Source organism: Anaerolineae bacterium (assembly GCA_013178165.1).
Taxonomy (GTDB): Bacteria; Chloroflexota; Anaerolineae; order Aggregatilineales; family Ch27; genus Ch27.
Genome location: JABLXG010000004.1, coordinates 21398 through 39631, shown reverse-complemented (window position 1 = coordinate 39631; position 18234 = coordinate 21398). Strand labels below are relative to the sequence as shown.

The window sequence follows — 18234 nt, the reverse complement described above, 5'->3', positions numbered from 1 at the left end:
CTGCCCCGCTCTATACTGCCCTGCTGATGCCCGTGCTCTGCCTTCCCCAGCGGAGTTGCCATGATCACCTGCCGAGTCCGTCATTCCGCCTTCTGGCTGCTGCTCCTGGCATTGCTGGCCAGCCCGATCGCACCGGCGGCCGCGCAGGAGGGACGCATCCAGGCTGCGGCCTTTGGCGACCCGCCGCTGGCCAACCTGATCACCATCTCCGAACCGGATGAAAACGGCCGGGTGGTGATCCGGGGCGAGCCGGGAGCGGTCTTCCCCGGTGCCGTGGTAGCCATCCGCAACCTGTACACCGGCCAGACGGTTTACCCGCGTGCGGAACTGACCGGCGCGTTCCTGGGAGAAATCTATGGGCCGGGCAACACGCCCTTCTGGATCAGCCCGGCCAGCCGCATTGAGTCGTTCGAACGCAACGTGCCGGGCGCGCTACCTGGCGGACCGGGGATCATCCTCTATGGCCCGCTGCCGGAGCGCTATACCCCACCACCGCTACCGGAGCCGCCTGAGCCAGCCCTGCCAGTCACACCGATCGTCCTCGATGGGCTGGCCGATGAATGGTCTGCCCTGGCCGAGCCGGTAGCGGTCAGCGTGGCAGAGGGTACGGATGCTCTGGTCTATGCCCTGGCCAACGTGGACAGCCTGTACCTGGCGGTCACACCCGCTGACCCGATCCGGCTCCTGCCGGCGACCTATACCACGGTTGAGATCATGCTGGAGGTCGAAGGGCAGCGCTTCCTCATCCGGGTAGACCCGCGCCGGGGCAGCGGCGGGCGGTTGTACGGGCGTACCAGCAGCGACGGGCTGGCCGACCTGGGGCCGCTGGGCGGCTTCAGCGTCCAGGGGAGCGCTCCCGAAAGTGCGGTAGAACTGCGCCTGCCCCGTACGATGTTCACCGGCGGCCCAGCCCCGATCATAGTGAGTGCTGTTCGCTTTCGGACTGACGAGCTGATCCTGACGGGCGACACCTGGGCAGGCAATCTCTACCTGCCTGTGGTCGAACGCGAGGAGGCCGACCTGCCTGAATTTCTGCCTTACGCCGCCACCTGGGACACGGCGACACCGTTCACGCTCTCCGGGCCGGTGGGCGGCGGCAGCGGCATCTGGCAAGCCTGGGGACGCCTTGACCGGCTGGCTTACTCCTCCGGCGAGATGCTCTTCCTGGAACTGCAGGTGGCCCTGCAGGCCCCGGCCATGCCCGGTGACGGCACCGGCCTGCGGCTGGGCGCGGACCTGTGGCTGGAGCCGGTAACTGTCAACGGGGCGCAGACGGTAGCCGCGCCCGCTACCGGCAACGGCTGGAGCGGGACGCTCACGCCATCAGGCCTGCCGATCGAGAATGTCGATGGCGCGATCTGGCTGGGGGATGCCACAGCACAGAAACTAACCATCGCAGACGGCACGCTGACGTTTGCCCTGCGCTGGGCGCTGCCACTGGCGGCGGATATCCCCCCCGGCCTGTACGCGTTCTCCTTGACCGGCTACGCCGCTGTGCCGGGATTGCATCAGCCCTGGGGCGCTTCCGGGCTGCTGGGAAGTGGATCGGGCGCCGACGTGCCGCAGGCGCGGTTGCCGCTGATCGTGCAGGTTGGGGATGCCGGGGCAGAGCAACATCTGATCTGGTCGTTGTTCCAGGATCAGCCCTCTAGTAACGGGGCGCGGGGCGTCCTGCCGCAAGAAAACGCCGGGCGCATCGCCGTAACTGGCCGGGTTGCCTATGGCGGCGAGGTATACATCCTGCCCCGCGTGAACACCGCCGGCGAGCCGATCGCCTATCCGCTGGAACCGTACCTGCCGGCCCTGCTGGGCAACAGCTTCTACCAGGCCGTACCGCCGCTGATCCCGTTCGCTTTCGATTCAGGCGAACTGACGGTGAGCGTCACCCGGCCCGATGGCACACAGGATGATCTGGGCAGCCTCCCGATCGTGCAGAACCGGCTGGGCACCGCCGAACGGATCGAATCAACAGCCTTTGGCGCGGATTCCCCGCTGGATATTTACCGCCTGACCACGCTTAACCCGCGCCTGACCGCCTACACCTTCCCCCAGGATGGCCTGTACCGGATCACCCTGACCGGCATGGTGCGCGACATCTGGGGGCATACGTACAGCGGCGGCGGGACGTATGAGGTCTGGGCTGCCGAGCCGCTGCAAATGCTGCCCGGCGTCCTGCCGGGGACGCCGTTTGAGGTCGGCGACGTGTTCAACCCGGCGCTGACGGTTGTCCCCGCCTTCCCGGCGGAGGTCAGCCTACGCCTGACGGTCTACCCTCTGGATGGCCGCCCGCCACAAACGCACGAAGTTACCGGGACGGCCAACCGGCATGGCCACTTTTTCCCTACGCCGGACGCCGTGGCCTGGGTAATGGACACGCCGGGCGAGTACATGGTCGACATCACAGCCCGCTATACCGACACGCTGGGACGCCTGTGGATGGGGACAGTGCGCGGGGCGGGCGTGATCGCCTCGCCGGAGGGACGGCTGGTAGCGCGCGGTGGGCGCTGGCTGGCCGGGCAACCGGCGGAAGATCGGCTGGCCTGGTACATGGTGGAAAACCGGGCGCCGGAGGTCTTCCTGCTCAACCCGGCGGCGCGGATGCGCTGGCCCTACCATAGCGGCGATGTCCTGTGGGTGCCAGATGGGCAGGGCCGACTACAAGCCGGGCTGCGCCTGACTGATCCCGATGGCACTTATGCGGATTGGCTGCGGGCGCGGCTGGCGAACTGGACGGACAGCGACGGCAACAGCCTTGACGTTCTGGCCAATGAAGACGAACTACCCCTGCAGACTTTCAGCGGGAACCGGGCCTACGCCTACCTGAGCGCCGTCCGGCCCGGCGTGACCGCCCGCAGCATGATCCTGGGGGGCGAAGGGCCGGCGCTGGCCCGCTATGGCTGGAACCCAGACGACCCGTATAACTATCAGCGCGGGGTGGGCGTCAATGGCGACCTGCCGGGCGACTATACTTTCCTCTTCGGCGGACTGGTCGTGCACAACGACGATCTTAACCTGCACGAAACGGCGCTCTATGGGGCGCTGGCCATGACTATCCAGGCCAATGATCCGGTCGGCGGGCGGGTGTTCCCGCCGTTCTTCGGGGAAGCCGGGGGGCCGAGCGGCGGCCCGCTGCTGACCATTGACGGCCGTCCGGTGGAGATGTTTTTCGTCCTGACCGGCTTCCAGCCGGGGCAGGTCTTCACCGTTGGCGAGACGCTGGCGCTGGCCGGACAGGTAGCACCGACGCTACCGGCGACGGTCACAGCGCAGGTGACCATGCCTTCCGGGCGCATCCTGCATATCGGCGGGCAGGCCAACGCGGTAGGCTACTATTACGATCCGTCGCAGAACCTGCCCCTGACCGAGCCGGGCCTCTGGCGGTTACGGGTGCGCGTCAGCTATAGCGGGGTCACCTCTGCCGGGCAGGTCTATCCGCCGTATCCAGCCGGCGGTGTGCCCGGTGCCGGGGAGGGCGAGGTCTTTATCTATGTGCTGCCGGAAGAGGCCCCGACTGTGGAGCTGACCAACCCGCGCGGGGCGGATATCATAATGCCGGTTGCCCTGCCCTTCAACCTGACTCTGGCCGTCCCCAGCGGCTGGCAGAATGTCCGGCTGGTTTACACTGTGGTCATGAACGGCATGATCCTGGATAGCGGCATCCAGCCTGCCTACGGTGGCATCTTCGCCTACAATTACGATCCGCGGCGGCTCAACCAGCGCTTCCCCAGCCTGGATACAACCTTCCAGGGGACTCTCAACCCGTATTCAGCGGACGTGGTGCGGATCACCCTGGGGCTAATCGGCACGGATGCCGCAGGCCAGGAGGTGCTGGCCGGGCGCACACTGGCGCTGTTTGGCGACCGCCTGTTGACCCTGTATGCTGGCTGGCCGGCCCCTGAGGAGTCGACCCCATGACTGGGAAACCATGGTTGGTGCCCGCGTTGCTGGCGGGCGGCCTCCTGCTGATCATGCTGGCGCTGCTGCCGGGCGTCCCGGCGCAGGCGCAGGCCAGCTTCACGCCGACGCCCCGCCCGCTTTACGCGCTGCCTGACCCCAACGCGACGCGCGTCTTCCGCAACACGGTGATCGCCCTGGTCGGCAACCAGCGCTACGCGGTGACAGCCAACGCCTTCAGCGGCACAGTGTCGGTTGTCGACCTGGCTCGCAAGGAAATCCGGGTGGAAATCCCGATCGGCGGCGACCCGCGCGGGTTGGCCGTCTCGCCGGATCAGACCTGGATGGCGGTTACCTCCCGCACAGCAGGCACGGTCAGCCTGATTGATCTGAACACCTTCACCCTGACCGACACTATCCGGGTGGGATTGTGGCCGTGGGGTGTGGTGACCGACGGGGCAACACTGTACGTGACCCTGCAGGGCGATGACGCCGTGGCCGAAATCGATGTTGCCTCGCGGCGGGTGTTGCGCACACTGCCCGTGCCCGATTCCCCCGCCGGTCTGGCGCTGTGGGGCGACTTCCTGTATGTGACCCATTTCAAGGACGGGGCGCTTTCCCTGCTGTACCGTCCCACCGGCCAGGTCGCCGACACTGTGCGCGGCACCCCGGATTCCCGGCTATCGCCAACGGTATGGGTCAGCCCATTCGACGGACGGGCTTACGTGCCAGCGACGCGGGCCAACGCTGCCAATCCGGTGCTGACCTTCGACACGACAGTCTTCCCGGTGGTCAATGCCTTTCAATTGAGCGATATGCGCCTGTTACGTCAGGACCGTGTGGCGCTGGGAGTGGCTGACCGGCCGGTCAGCCTGCCATTTGACCTGCTCTTTGACCGGGCGCGGCGGCGGCTATGGGTGGTCAACGCTGGCAGTAACGACGTCTCCGTGATCGACCTGGCGACTGGCTTCGCTGTGGCCAACATCCCGGTGGGCAACAATCCGCGCGGGATTGTCACAACCTCTGACGGCCGGTGGGCTTACGTTTACAACGCGCTGGATGGCACGATCTCGGTGATTGAAACAGCCTTTCTGCAGCGGGTAGATACCCTCCCGGCTACGCAATTGCAGATGCCCATCGACCTGCTGATCGGAGCGCAGCTATTCTATAGCAGCGCGGACGAACGGCTTTCTGAAGATCGCCGCTTGAGCTGCGCGACATGCCACTTTGACGGCGCGGATGACAGCCAGGTGTGGGTTGGCTTCCCCGGCGGGCCGCGCAACACACCGTCGCTCTATAATGTGGCCCAGACAGCTCCCTGGGGCTGGCGCGGGGAATACGATGAGTTAGCCGACTTTGACCTGTTCTTCCGGATGGTGCAGCATGGTGACGGGTTGATCGACGGCGTCCCGCACCCGCCGCTGGGCGAGCCGAACGCCGGGCGCTCCCCCGACCTGGATGCGCTGGTGGCTTACCTGAACACCCTCAGCGGGCCGGGGCGCAACGCCCTGCGCATCCCGCCGCAGGAAGTGCTGGCCGGCGAGGAAGTCTGGCTGGCCCAGGGCTGCGCCGAATGCCATCCACCGCCGCTGTACACGGACGGGCTGGCGCACGATCTGGGCCAGGGGCCGGTCAACACGCCATCCCTGCGCTGGCTGTGGGACAGTGCGCCCTACTATCACGATGGCCGCGCGCCGACGCTGTTTGAAGTATTCAAAGTCGATGATGGTCCGCACGCGCTGGTCAAAACGCTGCCCCTGACCGATATCGAGCGCCTGATCCGCTACCTGGAGAGCCTGCCGCTGGAAGAGTGAGCGGCTGGGCAGTCCTGACCGGACAACAGGGCCTGTTGGCTCCCTGCTGATGCTCTGCAGCACAGTTTGTCTTTTTTTGAAATGTATTGTAGTCTTCTTACTGAAGGCTAAAGAACTGCGCTGATCGTTATCTTTTCGTCCCGCAATTACCAGAGCAGGAGGGCTAGGAACATGGCTAAGAAGTGCTTTGTGATCTCCCCCATTGGCGACGAAGGCTCACCGGTACGAGAAGAAGCCGATACCCTCCTCGATCTGGTCATCACCCCGGCGCTTGAGCCTGTCGGGTTTGAGGTGATCCGCGTGGATCGGCTCAAGGGAGCCAAGGCGATCACGAATGAGATCATTCAGCTCATTCAGGATTCCGAGTTATGCATTATCGTCCTGACGGGACACAACCCGAATGTCTACTACGAAATGGGTCGCCGCCACGAGACAGGCAAGCCTTACATTCACCTGATTCGCAAAGGCGATCCAATCCCCTTTGATGTCGCCCCTATCAGAACCATCATGTATGACGATATCTCCCAGGCACGGGTTGCCCATGCAGTACAGAAGGAAATTGTCTCCTTTGTCAGGGAGATCGAGGAAAGCAGTGATGCTCCTTATGGTCGCCGCGGCACAGGCGTCTCGCTGGCCACACTGGCGGCGGCGATCGACCGCATCGAGCGGAAGCTGTCGCAGGTGGCGACGCCCTCAATTGCCGGGGCGGATCAACCCGATGACGATCTGCTGGGTAACCCGTACGAACGATTCCAGCGGGCGCTGGACCGGGGCGATCTCCGGGTGATGGTGGCGCTCCTTCCCCGCCTTGAAATGGTCTTCGGCCCAAGCCCCAAGTTGCTCAGTTCGGCGGCAGTGGTGGCACAGGCGGGAGTCGAAGTTGGGGTTGACGTTGTGTATCGGCTGCTCAACGACAATCTGACTGCCTTCACCGACGTTGAAGACATCATCTTCGCCACGGCGTCGATGGTAGATTACTACGGGATGGTCGATCGGGAAGAAGAGGCCATCCCCAAGATAGAACCGCTTATCGGCAAGATTCTGGAGCTTGACCAGATCAAGGCCAGCGCCGAGATACAGGCCTGGTTCCTTAACCAGCTCGCAAAGCTGTATTTTGGCAAAGGGGACTTTGCGGCAGCTATCCAGATCGGCGAACGTGTCCTCAAGCTGGTACCTGATGATCCGTCTTACATCGTTAACCTGTCCATCGATTATGAAATGGATGGTCGAATCGCTGACGCCATTGACATGGTGGACAAGCTCATGCAAACCGACACACAGAATCCCGCTCACCTGAACCAGGCCGTCGACGTGTATGTCAAGGCCGGCAGACGCGACGAGGCCCGGCTGGCCTATGACCGGTTGCGCCAGATCGACCCGGATCGCGCCAAGCGGGCTTTGCAGTACGGTGACAACGCTAAGGTACTCCTGAGTCAATAAACGGGCAAGGAATACCGGTGGCCATGATCCCGGCGGCTGTCTTGCCATCGCCTCATTGACGCTGGTGATCTCCTGGGATAAGCAGGCCTCGGTTCATCGCGCCTGCTGTATTCATCGGAACTGCCACAATAGTTCGGTTTGAAGAACTTATTTCAGGCTCCGGGCCGTGCGCCTGGAGCTTTCTTGTCCGACACCCGGCCAGGATGAGCGCCCGATGAGAGTCGCCGCCAGAGGCTAGACTCGACCGGCCAACCATGCTATGATACCGCCGGTTGATTAGTTGACTAACTAACTATATCAATCTACTCTCGCCGGGCGCCTGGAAGGAGAGGCCCATGCGTAGACCGCCTCCGCCGCCGTTTGCGGTGGATAGCATCACCTATCAGCTGTTTCACACGGTGCGCATGCTGGGTCGGGCCGTTGAAAGCCGCACCCAGGCCGCCGGTCTCAACCGGTCGCGGGGGATGGTTCTGGGGCACCTGGCCCACCATACTGAGGGCGTCACAGCTGCCGAGTTGCGCCGCTGCCTGGGTGTGACGGCAGCCAGCATGAGCCGCCTGTTAAGTGATATGGAGCGCGACGGCCTGCTGCAGCGCACACCACACCCTGTTGATGCACGGGCGATGCTCATCCACCTGACGGACGAGGGGCAGGCCATGATGCGGATTTTCCCGGCAATCATGGCGGAGATCGAACAGATTGCCTTTGCCGGGTTTAGCGCCCAGGAGCGCGATCAGTTGCGCGCCCTGCTGGAGCGCCTCCGCGCCAACCTGGGCGAGGCGGTGGATCAGACAGAAGTGGACGCAACACACGACACGGAGACGGAAGACCTTGGCTGAGATCACGGTACAAACACCTTCAAGAAAACGCATGCGCGGAGACTCGACCGGGGCCGCCCGCCCGCCGAGTAGCTTCCCCCAGTTAATGCGCGGGATACGCTACATCGGGCGGTTCCGGCAGATGGCGCTGGTGGCCTACGGTAGTCTGGTGGTGGCTACGCTGGCGCAACTGGCCATCCCGCAACTGATCCAGAACATCATGGATGCCATCACCAGCGGGTATGTGGCCCACCGCGTGCTGGAGTTGCCGCTGCTGGCACGGGGGCTGGCCGCGACTGCAATGGGCACCACCCTCGATCAGTTGCAGAGAGACGCCGACACCGCCTTTTCGGCATTGCTGGGAGCGCTGGCGGCAATCATCGCTTTTGCGGTAGCACGGGCGACGTTCTCCTTCCTGCGCGGCTACTTTGCGGAAAAACTCTCCCAGTACCTGGCCTATGATTTCCGCAACGAACTCTATGAGAAGATCCAGCGCCTGTCGTTCAGCTACCACGACCGCAACCAGACCGGCCAGTTGATGGTGCGCGCCACCGATGACGTGGAACGGCTGCGCCTGTTCATCGGCCAGGGGCTAACGATGCTCCTGGAATCCATTCTCTTGCTGGTAGCCACGTTGCTCATCCTGCTGACCACCAACTGGCAGATCACGCTGGTCGTGTTACCCACGCTGCCGATTGCGCTGGTGCTATTCCTGGTCTTTGGCATGCTGGCTCAGCCGTTATTCGGCGAACTGCAAAAGCGCCTTTCCGCGCTGAATACCGTCCTCCAGGAGAATCTGGCCGGGCTGAAGCTGGTCAAAGCCTTCGTGCAGGAGCCAAAGGAACAGGCTCGCTTCGAGTCGGCGGTCGATTCCCACCTGCAACAGGCGCTCAAGGTGGCCCGCGTGTTTTCTTTCCTGTTCCCGGTGGTTTTTCTGGTCGCCAGCCTGGGCCAGGTCGCCGTACTGTACTTTGGCGGGCAGCAGATTGTGTACGGCACGCTGACAATCGGCGAGTGGCAGAAGTTCAGCCTGTACCTGATGTATGTGTTCTTCCCGCTCGGCCAGCTGGGCATGATTGTCTCGCTGATGTCCCAGGCGGCAGCTTCCGCCCAGCGCGTGTTCGACATCCTGGACGCTGAGAACGAGGTAACTGACCGGCCTGGCGCCGTGGAAATGCCACCGATCAAGGGGCGGGTAGCCTTTGAACACGTCACTTTCCGCTACTTCAAAAGCGGGGAGCCGGTGCTGAATGATGTGAGTTTTGTGGCGGAGCCGGGCCAGACAGTGGCCCTGCTGGGCGCAACCGGCAGCGGCAAGACCACAATCATCAACCTGATCCCGCGCTTTTACGATGTCTCTGAAGGCCGGATCACCATCGACGGGCAGGATATCCGCGATGTGACCATCGCCAGCCTGCGCCGCCAGATCGGCATTGTTCTGCAGGAGGCCACGCTCTTCAGCGGCACCATCCGCGAGAACATCGCCTTCGGGCGGCCCAATGCCTCCCAGGAAGAGATCGAGGCGGCGGCGCGTGCTGCAGCAGCCCATGACTTTATCATGGAATTCCCGCAGGGCTATGACACGCTGGTTGGCGAACGCGGCTCCACGCTCAGCGGCGGCCAGAAGCAACGCATTGCCATCGCCCGCGCCCTGCTGATGGACCCGCGCATCCTGATTCTGGATGACTCAACGAGTAGCGTCGATGTGACCACCGAGTATTACATCCAGCAGGCGCTCAAAGGCCTGATGCAGGGACGCACAAGCTTCGTGATTGCCCAACGCATCAGCACCGTGGTCAACGCCGATCAGATTCTGGTACTGGACAAGGGCCGGATCGTGGCGGCAGGCAAGCATGAGGACCTGCTGGAAAGCAGCGAACTTTACGCGGAGATCTACACCTCGCAACTGGTGGAAGATACCACGCTGGCAGATGACGACGAATCGGCGGTTCTGACTGCCGGTCAGGAGGTGGCGTAATGGGCTTTATGCATGGCGGGCCGAATCGCATGCTGGCCCAGGAAACGGTGAAACCGCAGCATGTCGGCCAGACGCTTCGGCGTTTTGGCGACTACTTCAAGCCATACTGGTGGGTGCTGCTGGCGCTCATCGCCCTGGTGCTGGTCAATACCTGGATGCAGGTGGTGACGCCGGACCTGACCGGCCAGGTCTTTGACTGCTACATCACGCCGCGACTGGGCGGCGGAGCGGCAGCCGCGGCCCTGATGGGCAGCGGAGACTCGGCTGTAGCCTCCAACTGCTGGTATACCACCCCGGTCAGCGGGCAAGCCGCGCCGGAAGAGGCGATCGCCGGGATGGGGCAGCTGGTGCTGCTCATCGCCGTGCTGTATATCGTCTCGGCGCTCCTCAACGGTCTGGTGTTTTATGCGATGCGCTGGATGGGCGCCTACGCCCTGCGCCAGATGCGCGTTGACGTCTTCCGGCACATTCACCGCCTGTCGATGAACTACTTTGCCAAGCACGAAGCCGGAGATCTGATGAGCCGGATCACCAACGACGCTTCGGCCATTGAGCAGGCGTTTAGCTTCGCCCTGGTCAATGTCTTCACCAGCACCGTGCTCATCGTCTGGGTGGTGTACACCATGCTGACCAAGAGCGTGGTCTACACGCTGATCAGCCTGGCGATCGTGCCGATCATGGTCGTGTTGACCTCCTATTTCTCCGGGCAGGCGCGCAAAGCGTTCCGCCGCGCCCGCCAGGAGATGGGGTCCGTTAACGCCGACCTGCAGGAAAGCATCGCCGCTGTGCGCGAGGTGCAGGCTTTTAGCCGCGAAGACGAGAACATCGAACAATTCCGCGCCTCCAACGCCGCCAACCGCGACGCCAACATCCGCGCGGTAGCCTTCACCAGCGCCCTAAACCCGTTGCTGGAGGCACTGGGGTATGTCTCTATGGCGCTGGTGGTGGGCGTCGGCGGGGCAGTGTTGCTGGTCGGGGATGGCACACTGGCTGGGGCGACGATCTCGCTTGGTCTGATCATCACCTTCCTGCAGTATGTGCAGCGGATCAACCAGCCGGTCGCGCAGATCTCCGTCATGTGGACCAACATCCAGAACGCGATCGCCGGCGGGGAGCGCATCTTCAGCATCCTGGATACTGTGCCGGACCTGACCGACAAGCCCGATGCCATCGAGATGCCGCCGATCAAGGGCCTGGTCGAATTCGACGAGGTTTGTGCGGAATACAACCCCGGCGAACCGGTGCTGGAGCGGGTGAGCCTGCGGGCGGAACCCGGCCAGATGGTGGCTATCGTCGGGCCGACTGGTGCGGGCAAAACTACGATCATCAACCTGATCCCGCGTTTCTATGATGTATGCGGCGGGGCGGTACGGATCGATGGCATTGACGTGCGCGATGTGACCAGTCGCAGCCTGCGCGAGCAGATCGGCATCGTCCTGCAGGATACCTTCCTGTTCAGCACGACAGTCATGGAAAACATCCGCTATGGACGGCCTGACGCCACGGATGACGAGGTGATCGCCGCGGCCAAACTGGCCCGTGCTCACGACTTCATTGAGCGCCTGCCGGATGGCTACCAGACCGTGCTGGGCGAGCGTGGCGCAGGTCTTTCCCAGGGGCAGCGCCAGTTGCTGGCGATCGCCCGCGCTGCCCTGAGCAACCCGCGCATCCTGATTCTGGACGAAGCGACCAGCAGCGTGGACACGCGCACCGAGCGTCTGATCCAGCAGGCACTGGCCGAGTTGATGAAGGGCCGCACCAGCTTTGTGATTGCCCACCGCCTGAGCACGATTCGCAACGCCGATCAGGTGCTGGTCATAGCGGATGGGCGGATCGTCGAGCGTGGCACACATGAGAGCCTGCTGGCTGCCAGGGGCGCCTACTACGAGTTGTACATGAGCCAGTTCCGACGGCAGGCAGAGCTTCAGCAGGTGGTAAATAGTTCCGGCAATGGCAGGACTCCGGCGGCGGTCACCCCCGCCCCGGCGGCGGGGAGCTGAGGCTTTCCACAGGCAGCTACAGGGACAGCGGGCCACAGGTCATTGTGGGGGTGCATTCCAGATTGGGGGCAGGGTCAAGCTGCGGCAGCCCAGAGGTCATCGAAGTCATGGCTCAAGACCGCGGAACGCAGGACAAGCATCCGCTCCACACCTGGGCGAGACCAGTGCATTCCGGAAGCGGCCAGGCGGGTTCGGTATTGTTTGATGCCGCTTTCAACAGGGCCAGACCCAATCAACCAGCCGTCTTCGCGAAACTCGTGGTAGCGCATACGACGTTGGTGCCGCTCGAAATACAGCGCCAGGTCTGGTAATCCCGCCTGGTGCAAGGTCTGAACGATGCGCCAGGCCTGGCCGTAGAACAAGAGGTCCTGGGCCTGGTGATACCAGCTTATCGCCTGGGCCTCCGCGGTAGGGAAGAGGGCTTGCGCCGCCTCAGCCAGGTGTTGGGTGGCATGGTACCAATCGACAATCTGGACACTGTCGGGAAATATGTCGGCACAGAGGTTCCAAATCCACTCGGCCCCGTCAGCGGTGACGCTGCTGCGGGCGGCATTCAACAGGTCATGAGCTGCGGCCAGTTCCCACAAAGCCGGGGAAAAGCGGGCTACGTCACCCAGCACTGCCGTGTAGTGGCTCTGTTCCGCGCAGGGCTGCGCAGCGGCTTCCCCACTCCGCACATCATACCCATCACGGACGCCCAGATCATAGACTACCCCGACTTTAAACTCCTTCCAGCCCTCGCCACGCACATGCACCATCCCGCCATCTAGGCTCACCCCTTTCAGCCGCTGATGGTCCTGGCGAGCATTGCTGGGCACGATGCGCTCAGGCCGCAGGGCAGCCTGTCGGCGGGCCATTTCCGCCTGCAGTTGTGCCCCCCGGTGCTGGGTCTCACGCCAGGCATTGGTCTGACCGATGGTCTGCCCCCCAATGCACGCCATGACCTGGCTCACCTGGGCATAGGGCAACAGGCTGCTCAGCCACACGATTTGCTTGCTCAGTCGCTCACTATACTGGCTCGCTCCCAGTCCCCATCGCTGATCCAGGGGGAAAAACACCCGCCCGGCAGGTCTTGCAGTAGTAATAGGCCCGCTTGACCTGCACTCCCCCTGTTGCCGTGACTACGTACTTCCCCTTTTGTCCCTTGTAGTGCATGGCCTGCCCACAATGCGCACACACTGGCCCCGCCGCTGACCGGTCTTCCTCGCTCGCCTGCTCCACCAACCCCGCCGTCAACACCGCCTGCATCTTCTTCCCTGCCACCGTCACCAATTGCTCTACTCACTCAAGGTGATCTGCTCAGCTGCCGTCTTCTCGGCCAGTAAAGCATCGAGTATCTCGCTCATTTGCGCTTGCAGCGCCGCCCGCAACGCCCCGTCTGATTGTCCCATTTGGCTTATCCTCCTTAGCGTTCCCCCTAGTCTACCCCTTTCTTGCCCCCAATCTGGAATGCACCCCATTGTGGCCCGCTGTTGTATTTTCAGGCGTCTTCTGTAGACTGAGGAGGGGTTTTCACGCATAGAACGTGTCAATGATGCAGGCGATTTTCCCTCTCAAAACGGGCTTCAGACTCCCGGCATATGCGACCCGGCCAGGCTTCCGACGGGCGATGCTGATTGCGGTGGCGCTGGCGATTGTCTGGTGGTTGGTAGCGCTGGCTTTCGGGGCGTGGACAGGCGTCGAGCCGTGGTCCGACCAGCGGCACACGTTCACTCAGGCCGTCCACCACCTGGCCGATCCATACAGTGCCCTGGTCTGGCCATATGTGCCCTGGACGGTCCTGCCGCTGATTCCTTTTGGCCTGCTGCCGACGGCGCTGGCGGTGCTGCTGCAGATGATTCTGTACTTCGGCCTGCTGACAGCGTTGATTTATCGCTTTGATGGTGGGTTGACGGCGATGCTGATCGTCCTGACTTCGGCCATTGCCTTCGACACGGCCCTGGAGATCAACCTGGAGTGGATCGTCGTAATCGGGCTGCTCATCCCGCCGGTGTGGAGCGGGCCGCTGCTACTGGTCAAGCCGCAGGCAGCGTTGGGAGCATGGCTGGGCTTTTCGCCGCGTGAATGGCTGTGGGGAGGGCTGGTGGTGCTGGCGGTGGTGGCGGCGGCGCTGCTGATCTGGCCGGGCTGGGTGGGAGGTATAGTGGCCGACATCCAGGAAAACACGCTGGGGGACTGGGGTGCACGGATCAATATCGCGTTTTCCAATCTGATGCCGCGCCCGCTCTCCTGGGCGATCGGGGCGGTGCTGGCGATCCTGGCACTGCGCCGGCGTGATCCGGTGATCGGCGTGTTCGCCTGGCAGTTTGTGGTGCCGTATGCCACGCTCTACGGGATCATGCCAGCCTTCGCCCTGTTCGCGTCCCGCTGGCCGAAGCTGGCGCTGGTCGCCAGTCTGACTCTGTGGGCGCTGTACGGCAGCGTGCTGATCCCATTCCTGCTGACGGCGCAGGGGAGGTGAAGTGATGGCAACGCAGGCAACAGCGGCCACATCTCCGGCCCCTCGCCTGGCGTATGGGCCGCTTTCCTGGACGGAGACGCTGAAGCAGCCATACTTCTGGCCCACGCTGGCGCTGGCCGTTGGCCTGGCATTGGCCTGGATTGCCATCGTCCTCCGTGTGGAGGCGCGGACGGGCATCTTCCTGTGGGCTGACCAGTACAACTTCTTCAAGCCGCTGGGAGAAAACCTGGCTAACCCCTACAGCTTCACGTTATTCCCCTACGTGCCCTGGACGGCGGTGATCTTCTACCCTCTGGCCCTGCTGCCTGTCCGGGTCGCCGTGCTGGTGCAGATGATCCTGTACTTCGTGCTGCTGGCTCTATTAATCTTCCGCTATGGTGGTCGGTGGTGGACGGTGCTGCTGGTGCTCACGTCATCGCTGGCCTACGACACGGCGCTGGAGATTAACCTGGAATGGGTGACGGTGATCGGCCTGCTGGTGCCGCCGGTGCTCAGCGGGCCATTCCTGTTGGTCAAGCCGCACCAGGCATTGGGTGCCTGGCTTGCCTACCGCTGGCGGGATATTCTATGGAGCGGCGTGCTGGTCTTCGTGATCATGGCCGTTTCGCTGGTGATCTGGCCAAACTGGGTGGATGGCATGTTGCACGCCTGGTTCAACAATACATTAGGGGAGTGGGGATCGCGGGTCAACATGGCGTTCTCGCAGATCATCCCGCGCCCGATGAGTTGGGGGATCGGGCTGGCGCTGGCCTTCCTGGCCGTTCGCCGCAGGGATGTCGTCCTGGCTGTGGTGGCCTGGCAGTTCTTTGTGCCTTATGTGACGTTTTACGGGCTGATGCCCGTTTTTGCGCTGGTTGCCACACGCTGGCCCTGGGTGGCGCTGGCCATCAGCCTGGCGGCATGGGTGCCTTACAGCCAGGTTCTGTTGCCGTTTCTGTAGCGTGTGGGTGGGTGGGTATGCGACGCGAGTTGTTGTTGATTGGGCTGTGTGTGCTACTGCTGGCCGGGAGAGTCCGCGCTCAGGAAGACGGGCCGGTCACGATCAGCGGGACGCTCAGGCCGTTTGAGCCGGCGAGCGACGTGCTGGTGAGGGTAACCGCCGGGCTGCCGGTCACCCTGACGCTTTCCGCGCCGACGATCGACCCGACGCTGACCGTATACGATGCGGTCGGGCAGGTGCTGGCCTTCAACGACGATCACGAAGGCGGGTTTGGCCTGCCATCACCGCGCGATGCAGCGCTGGTTTTCACGCCAATAGCCGATGCGCCGGTCGTGATCCGCGTGGCGGGCTACAACTGGGCCTATGCAGGCAACTATACCCTGACGATCGTTGGTGCGACTGTACTTGACCAGAACCCGGTTAGTATCGTGGAAAATGCGGAGGGCCGCGTGATCGAGGGCACGTTGACCCCACAGGAGGGCCGTGCACCGCGCCTGGCCTACCCCTTCCTGGCCCGCGCCGGAGCAACAGTCACGCTCACCCTGACCAGCGCTGCCTTTGACGCCATGCTTGATGTGTTCGACGAAGCGGGCACTGCTATCGCTGCCAACGACGATCACGAGGCCACGGCCTTTTCCCTGCCAGCGCGTACTGATGCTGCGTTGCGCTTCACTGCCCCAGCAGACGGGTTGTATGTGGCGCTGGTGCGGTCGTTTGAGGACAAAGGGCAGGGGCGCTTCACCCTGGCGATCGACGGCGCGGCTTTTGGCCGGGCAACGGTGATCACCAGCGTCGAGGAAGGCCCCCGCCCCGGCGAATGCGACCGTGTACTGGGACGCGTGGTGGCCGTATCTTCCACCTTTGGCGGGGATTTCGCCGCGGGCAATCTGCTCGATGGCGATCCGGCAACCGGTTGGTCGTCCCGTGAGGGAGACACTACGCCTTATCTGATCTTCGAGGTAGCCGGTGGGGCGGCGTTGACCCTGGACGGGGTGATCTTCAATGGCTTTTCCGCCTCGCCAGGATTTGAGGCTGACAGCGTGCGGGCCTTCAGCGTAGGCGTGTCAACGGCACTGGTCGCGCCGGAGGCATTCACGACAGTGCTGGAAGCCGAATTCCCACAGGCAAACACGCTCCAGGAATACCCGTTCACACCGGTAGCGGCCCGTTATGTCCTGTTGCGCCTGCAGTCCAATTATGGCGGGCGCTACACCCAGGCCGCCGAGTTCAACGCCTGCACAACCCTGGCCGGTCGCGCCGTCGAGAGGCTCAGCGGCGAACCGCCCTACCTGATCCACGGCCAGCTACGCCCCCGGGATTCGTACATCGAATACCGCCTGTACGCGCTCCAGAACGCGACACTGACCGTCACACTCAGCAGCGAAGCCTTCGACCCGGTGCTGGAAGTCTACGATAGCACCGGGCGACTACTGGCCGATAACGACGAGCACCCCCCGGAACTATCATTGCCCAATCTGTGGGACGCCGGGTTACAGGCGACTTTAGCGGAGGAAGGGCCGCTGGTCGTGCGGGCGCGCAGCCTTACGGGTGGCGGGCCGTTTGTGCTGACCATTGATGGCCAGCGCATTCAGGCTACGCCGCCGCCAGCGCCGGAATTGCCGCCGTGCCGGGATGTGTCGTCGCAGGCAGCTGGTGGGAGCATTGTCAACTTTTCCAGCGAATTTGGCGGGCGCTGGCAGGCCGCCTTCCTGCATGACGGCAGCGAGGAAACCGGCTGGGCTTCCGCGCCGGGTACGGTCAGCGCCCGGCGGGAATTCGTGATCCTCGATCTGGCGGGCGACGTGCAACCGCTGGCGCGATTCCGGATCAACCCTTCGGCGACAGGGGGCGATGGTAGCGCCCACAACGTCAGTCGCTTTGCCGTGCTGGTATCGGAGACAACCCAGCGCCCGGAAGCCTTCCGCGAGGTGTTTTCCACGCTGCTGACCGAACGATACCGCTACACGCTCTCGTTTGAGTTACCGTCAGGGGTCCGGGCACGCTATGTGATGCTGGAGACGCGGGACACTTTCGGCGGTCGCTGGCATGAGGTAGCTGAGTTCACCGTCTGCGCCTCGGACTGAGCGCCTCAGGGGCGCAGGTTCAGGTCATCCAGCAGGCGCTGCAATGCGGCGATGACGTCAGCCGGGGTCGTGTTATTGAGGATGGTGAAATCGGCGATGGCGATCGGGCCGCCCTTCTCCAGTGACTCGATCTCGGCAATGTCGCGTTCTTCGGCTTCCTGCGGGGTGAGCGGGCGCTCCGGGCGGGCGGCGAGCCGGGCATAGCGCAGGGCGCGGTCACAGGCGACAGCAACAACAACCAGCTGCGGGCCAAACTCCGCCTTCAGAGTCCGGTACTCGCTGAAGCTGTACAGCCCATCGATGACCGCCGCCCGGTGTTCGGCCAGCATGGCCTGGATGATCGGCAGCGCCCGGCGGGCATAAGCATCCATTCCCTCTCTGGCGCGGATTTCCTCCCGGACGATCTTCTCATTATGGGGGGTTACCTCCCAGCCACGCCGCTCAAGCTCGTCCATGGTGATCCCGCCGAAGCGAAACTGAGGAAAGCCCTGCTGTTCCAGATAGCTGGCCAGCAGCGATTTGCCCGCACCGGGCATCCCCACCAGGGCCAATAGCCGGGCCTGAGTATCGCCGCGCAGAGAGGGCGGGTAAGGGCGGTTGATTCTGGGGAACATCATTACGGCAAACCGTCACTTTTTCTTCAGCGGGGTAGCGCAGGGGCCGCTAGCGGCGGCCAGCAGCGCGATTATAGCGGCGGGAGGGCGGTGCGGCTATGGTCAGTTTGGCGGTCAGCGAAGACGGAAAGCAGGAAGCCAGGAAAGAGCGGCAAGCGACAAGCGGTAGGTATAGCTGATCCTGCTGCTGC

Annotated in this window: 12 protein-coding genes; 9 read left to right on the top strand and 3 right to left on the bottom strand. The window is 63.4% G+C overall.

Features of this window, described 5'->3' with window-relative positions:
• Positions 1–60: 60 nt before the first annotated feature.
• The 6 genes from HPY64_03235 (at position 61) to HPY64_03210 (ending at position 11944) form a co-directional block, all read left to right on the top strand.
• A complete protein-coding gene (locus tag HPY64_03235; GenBank protein ID NPV66143.1) occupies positions 61–3915 on the top strand; it encodes a hypothetical protein in 3855 nt (1284 codons plus the stop codon).
• Positions 3912–5708: a hypothetical protein gene (locus tag HPY64_03230; GenBank protein NPV66142.1), complete on the top strand. Its 1797-nt coding sequence runs from the start codon at positions 3912–3914 to the stop codon at positions 5706–5708. Before HPY64_03235 ends, HPY64_03230 begins: the two co-directional genes overlap by 4 nt.
• 171 nt (positions 5709–5879) lie before the next feature.
• Positions 5880–7148: a tetratricopeptide repeat protein gene (locus HPY64_03225; GenBank protein NPV66141.1), complete on the top strand. Its 1269-nt coding sequence runs from the start codon at positions 5880–5882 to the stop codon at positions 7146–7148.
• A gap of 335 nt (positions 7149–7483) precedes the next feature.
• Complete coding sequence (locus tag HPY64_03220) at positions 7484–7987, top strand: winged helix-turn-helix transcriptional regulator (protein ID NPV66140.1); 504 nt, start codon at positions 7484–7486, stop codon at positions 7985–7987.
• A 31-nt stretch (positions 7988–8018) separates the two neighbouring features.
• A complete protein-coding gene (locus tag HPY64_03215; protein ID NPV66139.1) occupies positions 8019–9944 on the top strand; it encodes an ABC transporter ATP-binding protein in 1926 nt (641 codons plus the stop codon).
• A 29-nt stretch (positions 9945–9973) separates the two neighbouring features.
• Positions 9974–11944, top strand: a complete 1971-nt coding sequence (locus HPY64_03210; protein NPV66138.1) for an ABC transporter ATP-binding protein — start codon at positions 9974–9976, stop codon at positions 11942–11944.
• Positions 11945–12018: 74 nt separating this feature from the next.
• Here HPY64_03210 and HPY64_03205 read toward each other — a convergent pair whose 3' ends face one another.
• A complete protein-coding gene (locus HPY64_03205; protein ID NPV66137.1) occupies positions 12019–12885 on the bottom strand; it encodes a hypothetical protein in 867 nt (288 codons plus the stop codon).
• 67 nt (positions 12886–12952) lie between these two features.
• The gene (locus tag HPY64_03200) at positions 12953–13213 is read right to left on the bottom strand and encodes a hypothetical protein (protein NPV66136.1); all 261 of its coding nucleotides are present in this window, start codon (positions 13211–13213) and stop codon (positions 12953–12955) included.
• A 340-nt stretch (positions 13214–13553) separates the two neighbouring features.
• On the opposite strand from HPY64_03200, the gene HPY64_03195 reads away from it, so the two are divergent.
• From HPY64_03195 to HPY64_03185, 3 genes are read left to right on the top strand one after another with little or no spacing between them, the layout of a single operon-like run.
• Positions 13554–14405, top strand: a complete 852-nt coding sequence (locus HPY64_03195) for a hypothetical protein (protein ID NPV66135.1) — start codon at positions 13554–13556, stop codon at positions 14403–14405.
• 4 nt (positions 14406–14409) lie between these two features.
• The gene (locus HPY64_03190; GenBank protein ID NPV66134.1) at positions 14410–15345 is read left to right on the top strand and encodes a hypothetical protein; all 936 of its coding nucleotides are present in this window, start codon (positions 14410–14412) and stop codon (positions 15343–15345) included.
• Positions 15346–15362: 17 nt separating this feature from the next.
• On the top strand, positions 15363–17429 hold the full coding sequence (locus HPY64_03185; GenBank protein ID NPV66133.1) for a hypothetical protein: 2067 nt from the start codon (positions 15363–15365) through the stop codon (positions 17427–17429).
• A 5-nt stretch (positions 17430–17434) separates the two neighbouring features.
• Here HPY64_03185 and HPY64_03180 read toward each other — a convergent pair whose 3' ends face one another.
• On the bottom strand, positions 17435–18046 hold the full coding sequence (locus HPY64_03180; GenBank protein NPV66132.1) for an AAA family ATPase: 612 nt from the start codon (positions 18044–18046) through the stop codon (positions 17435–17437).
• Between the last annotated feature and the right edge of the window lie 188 nt (positions 18047–18234).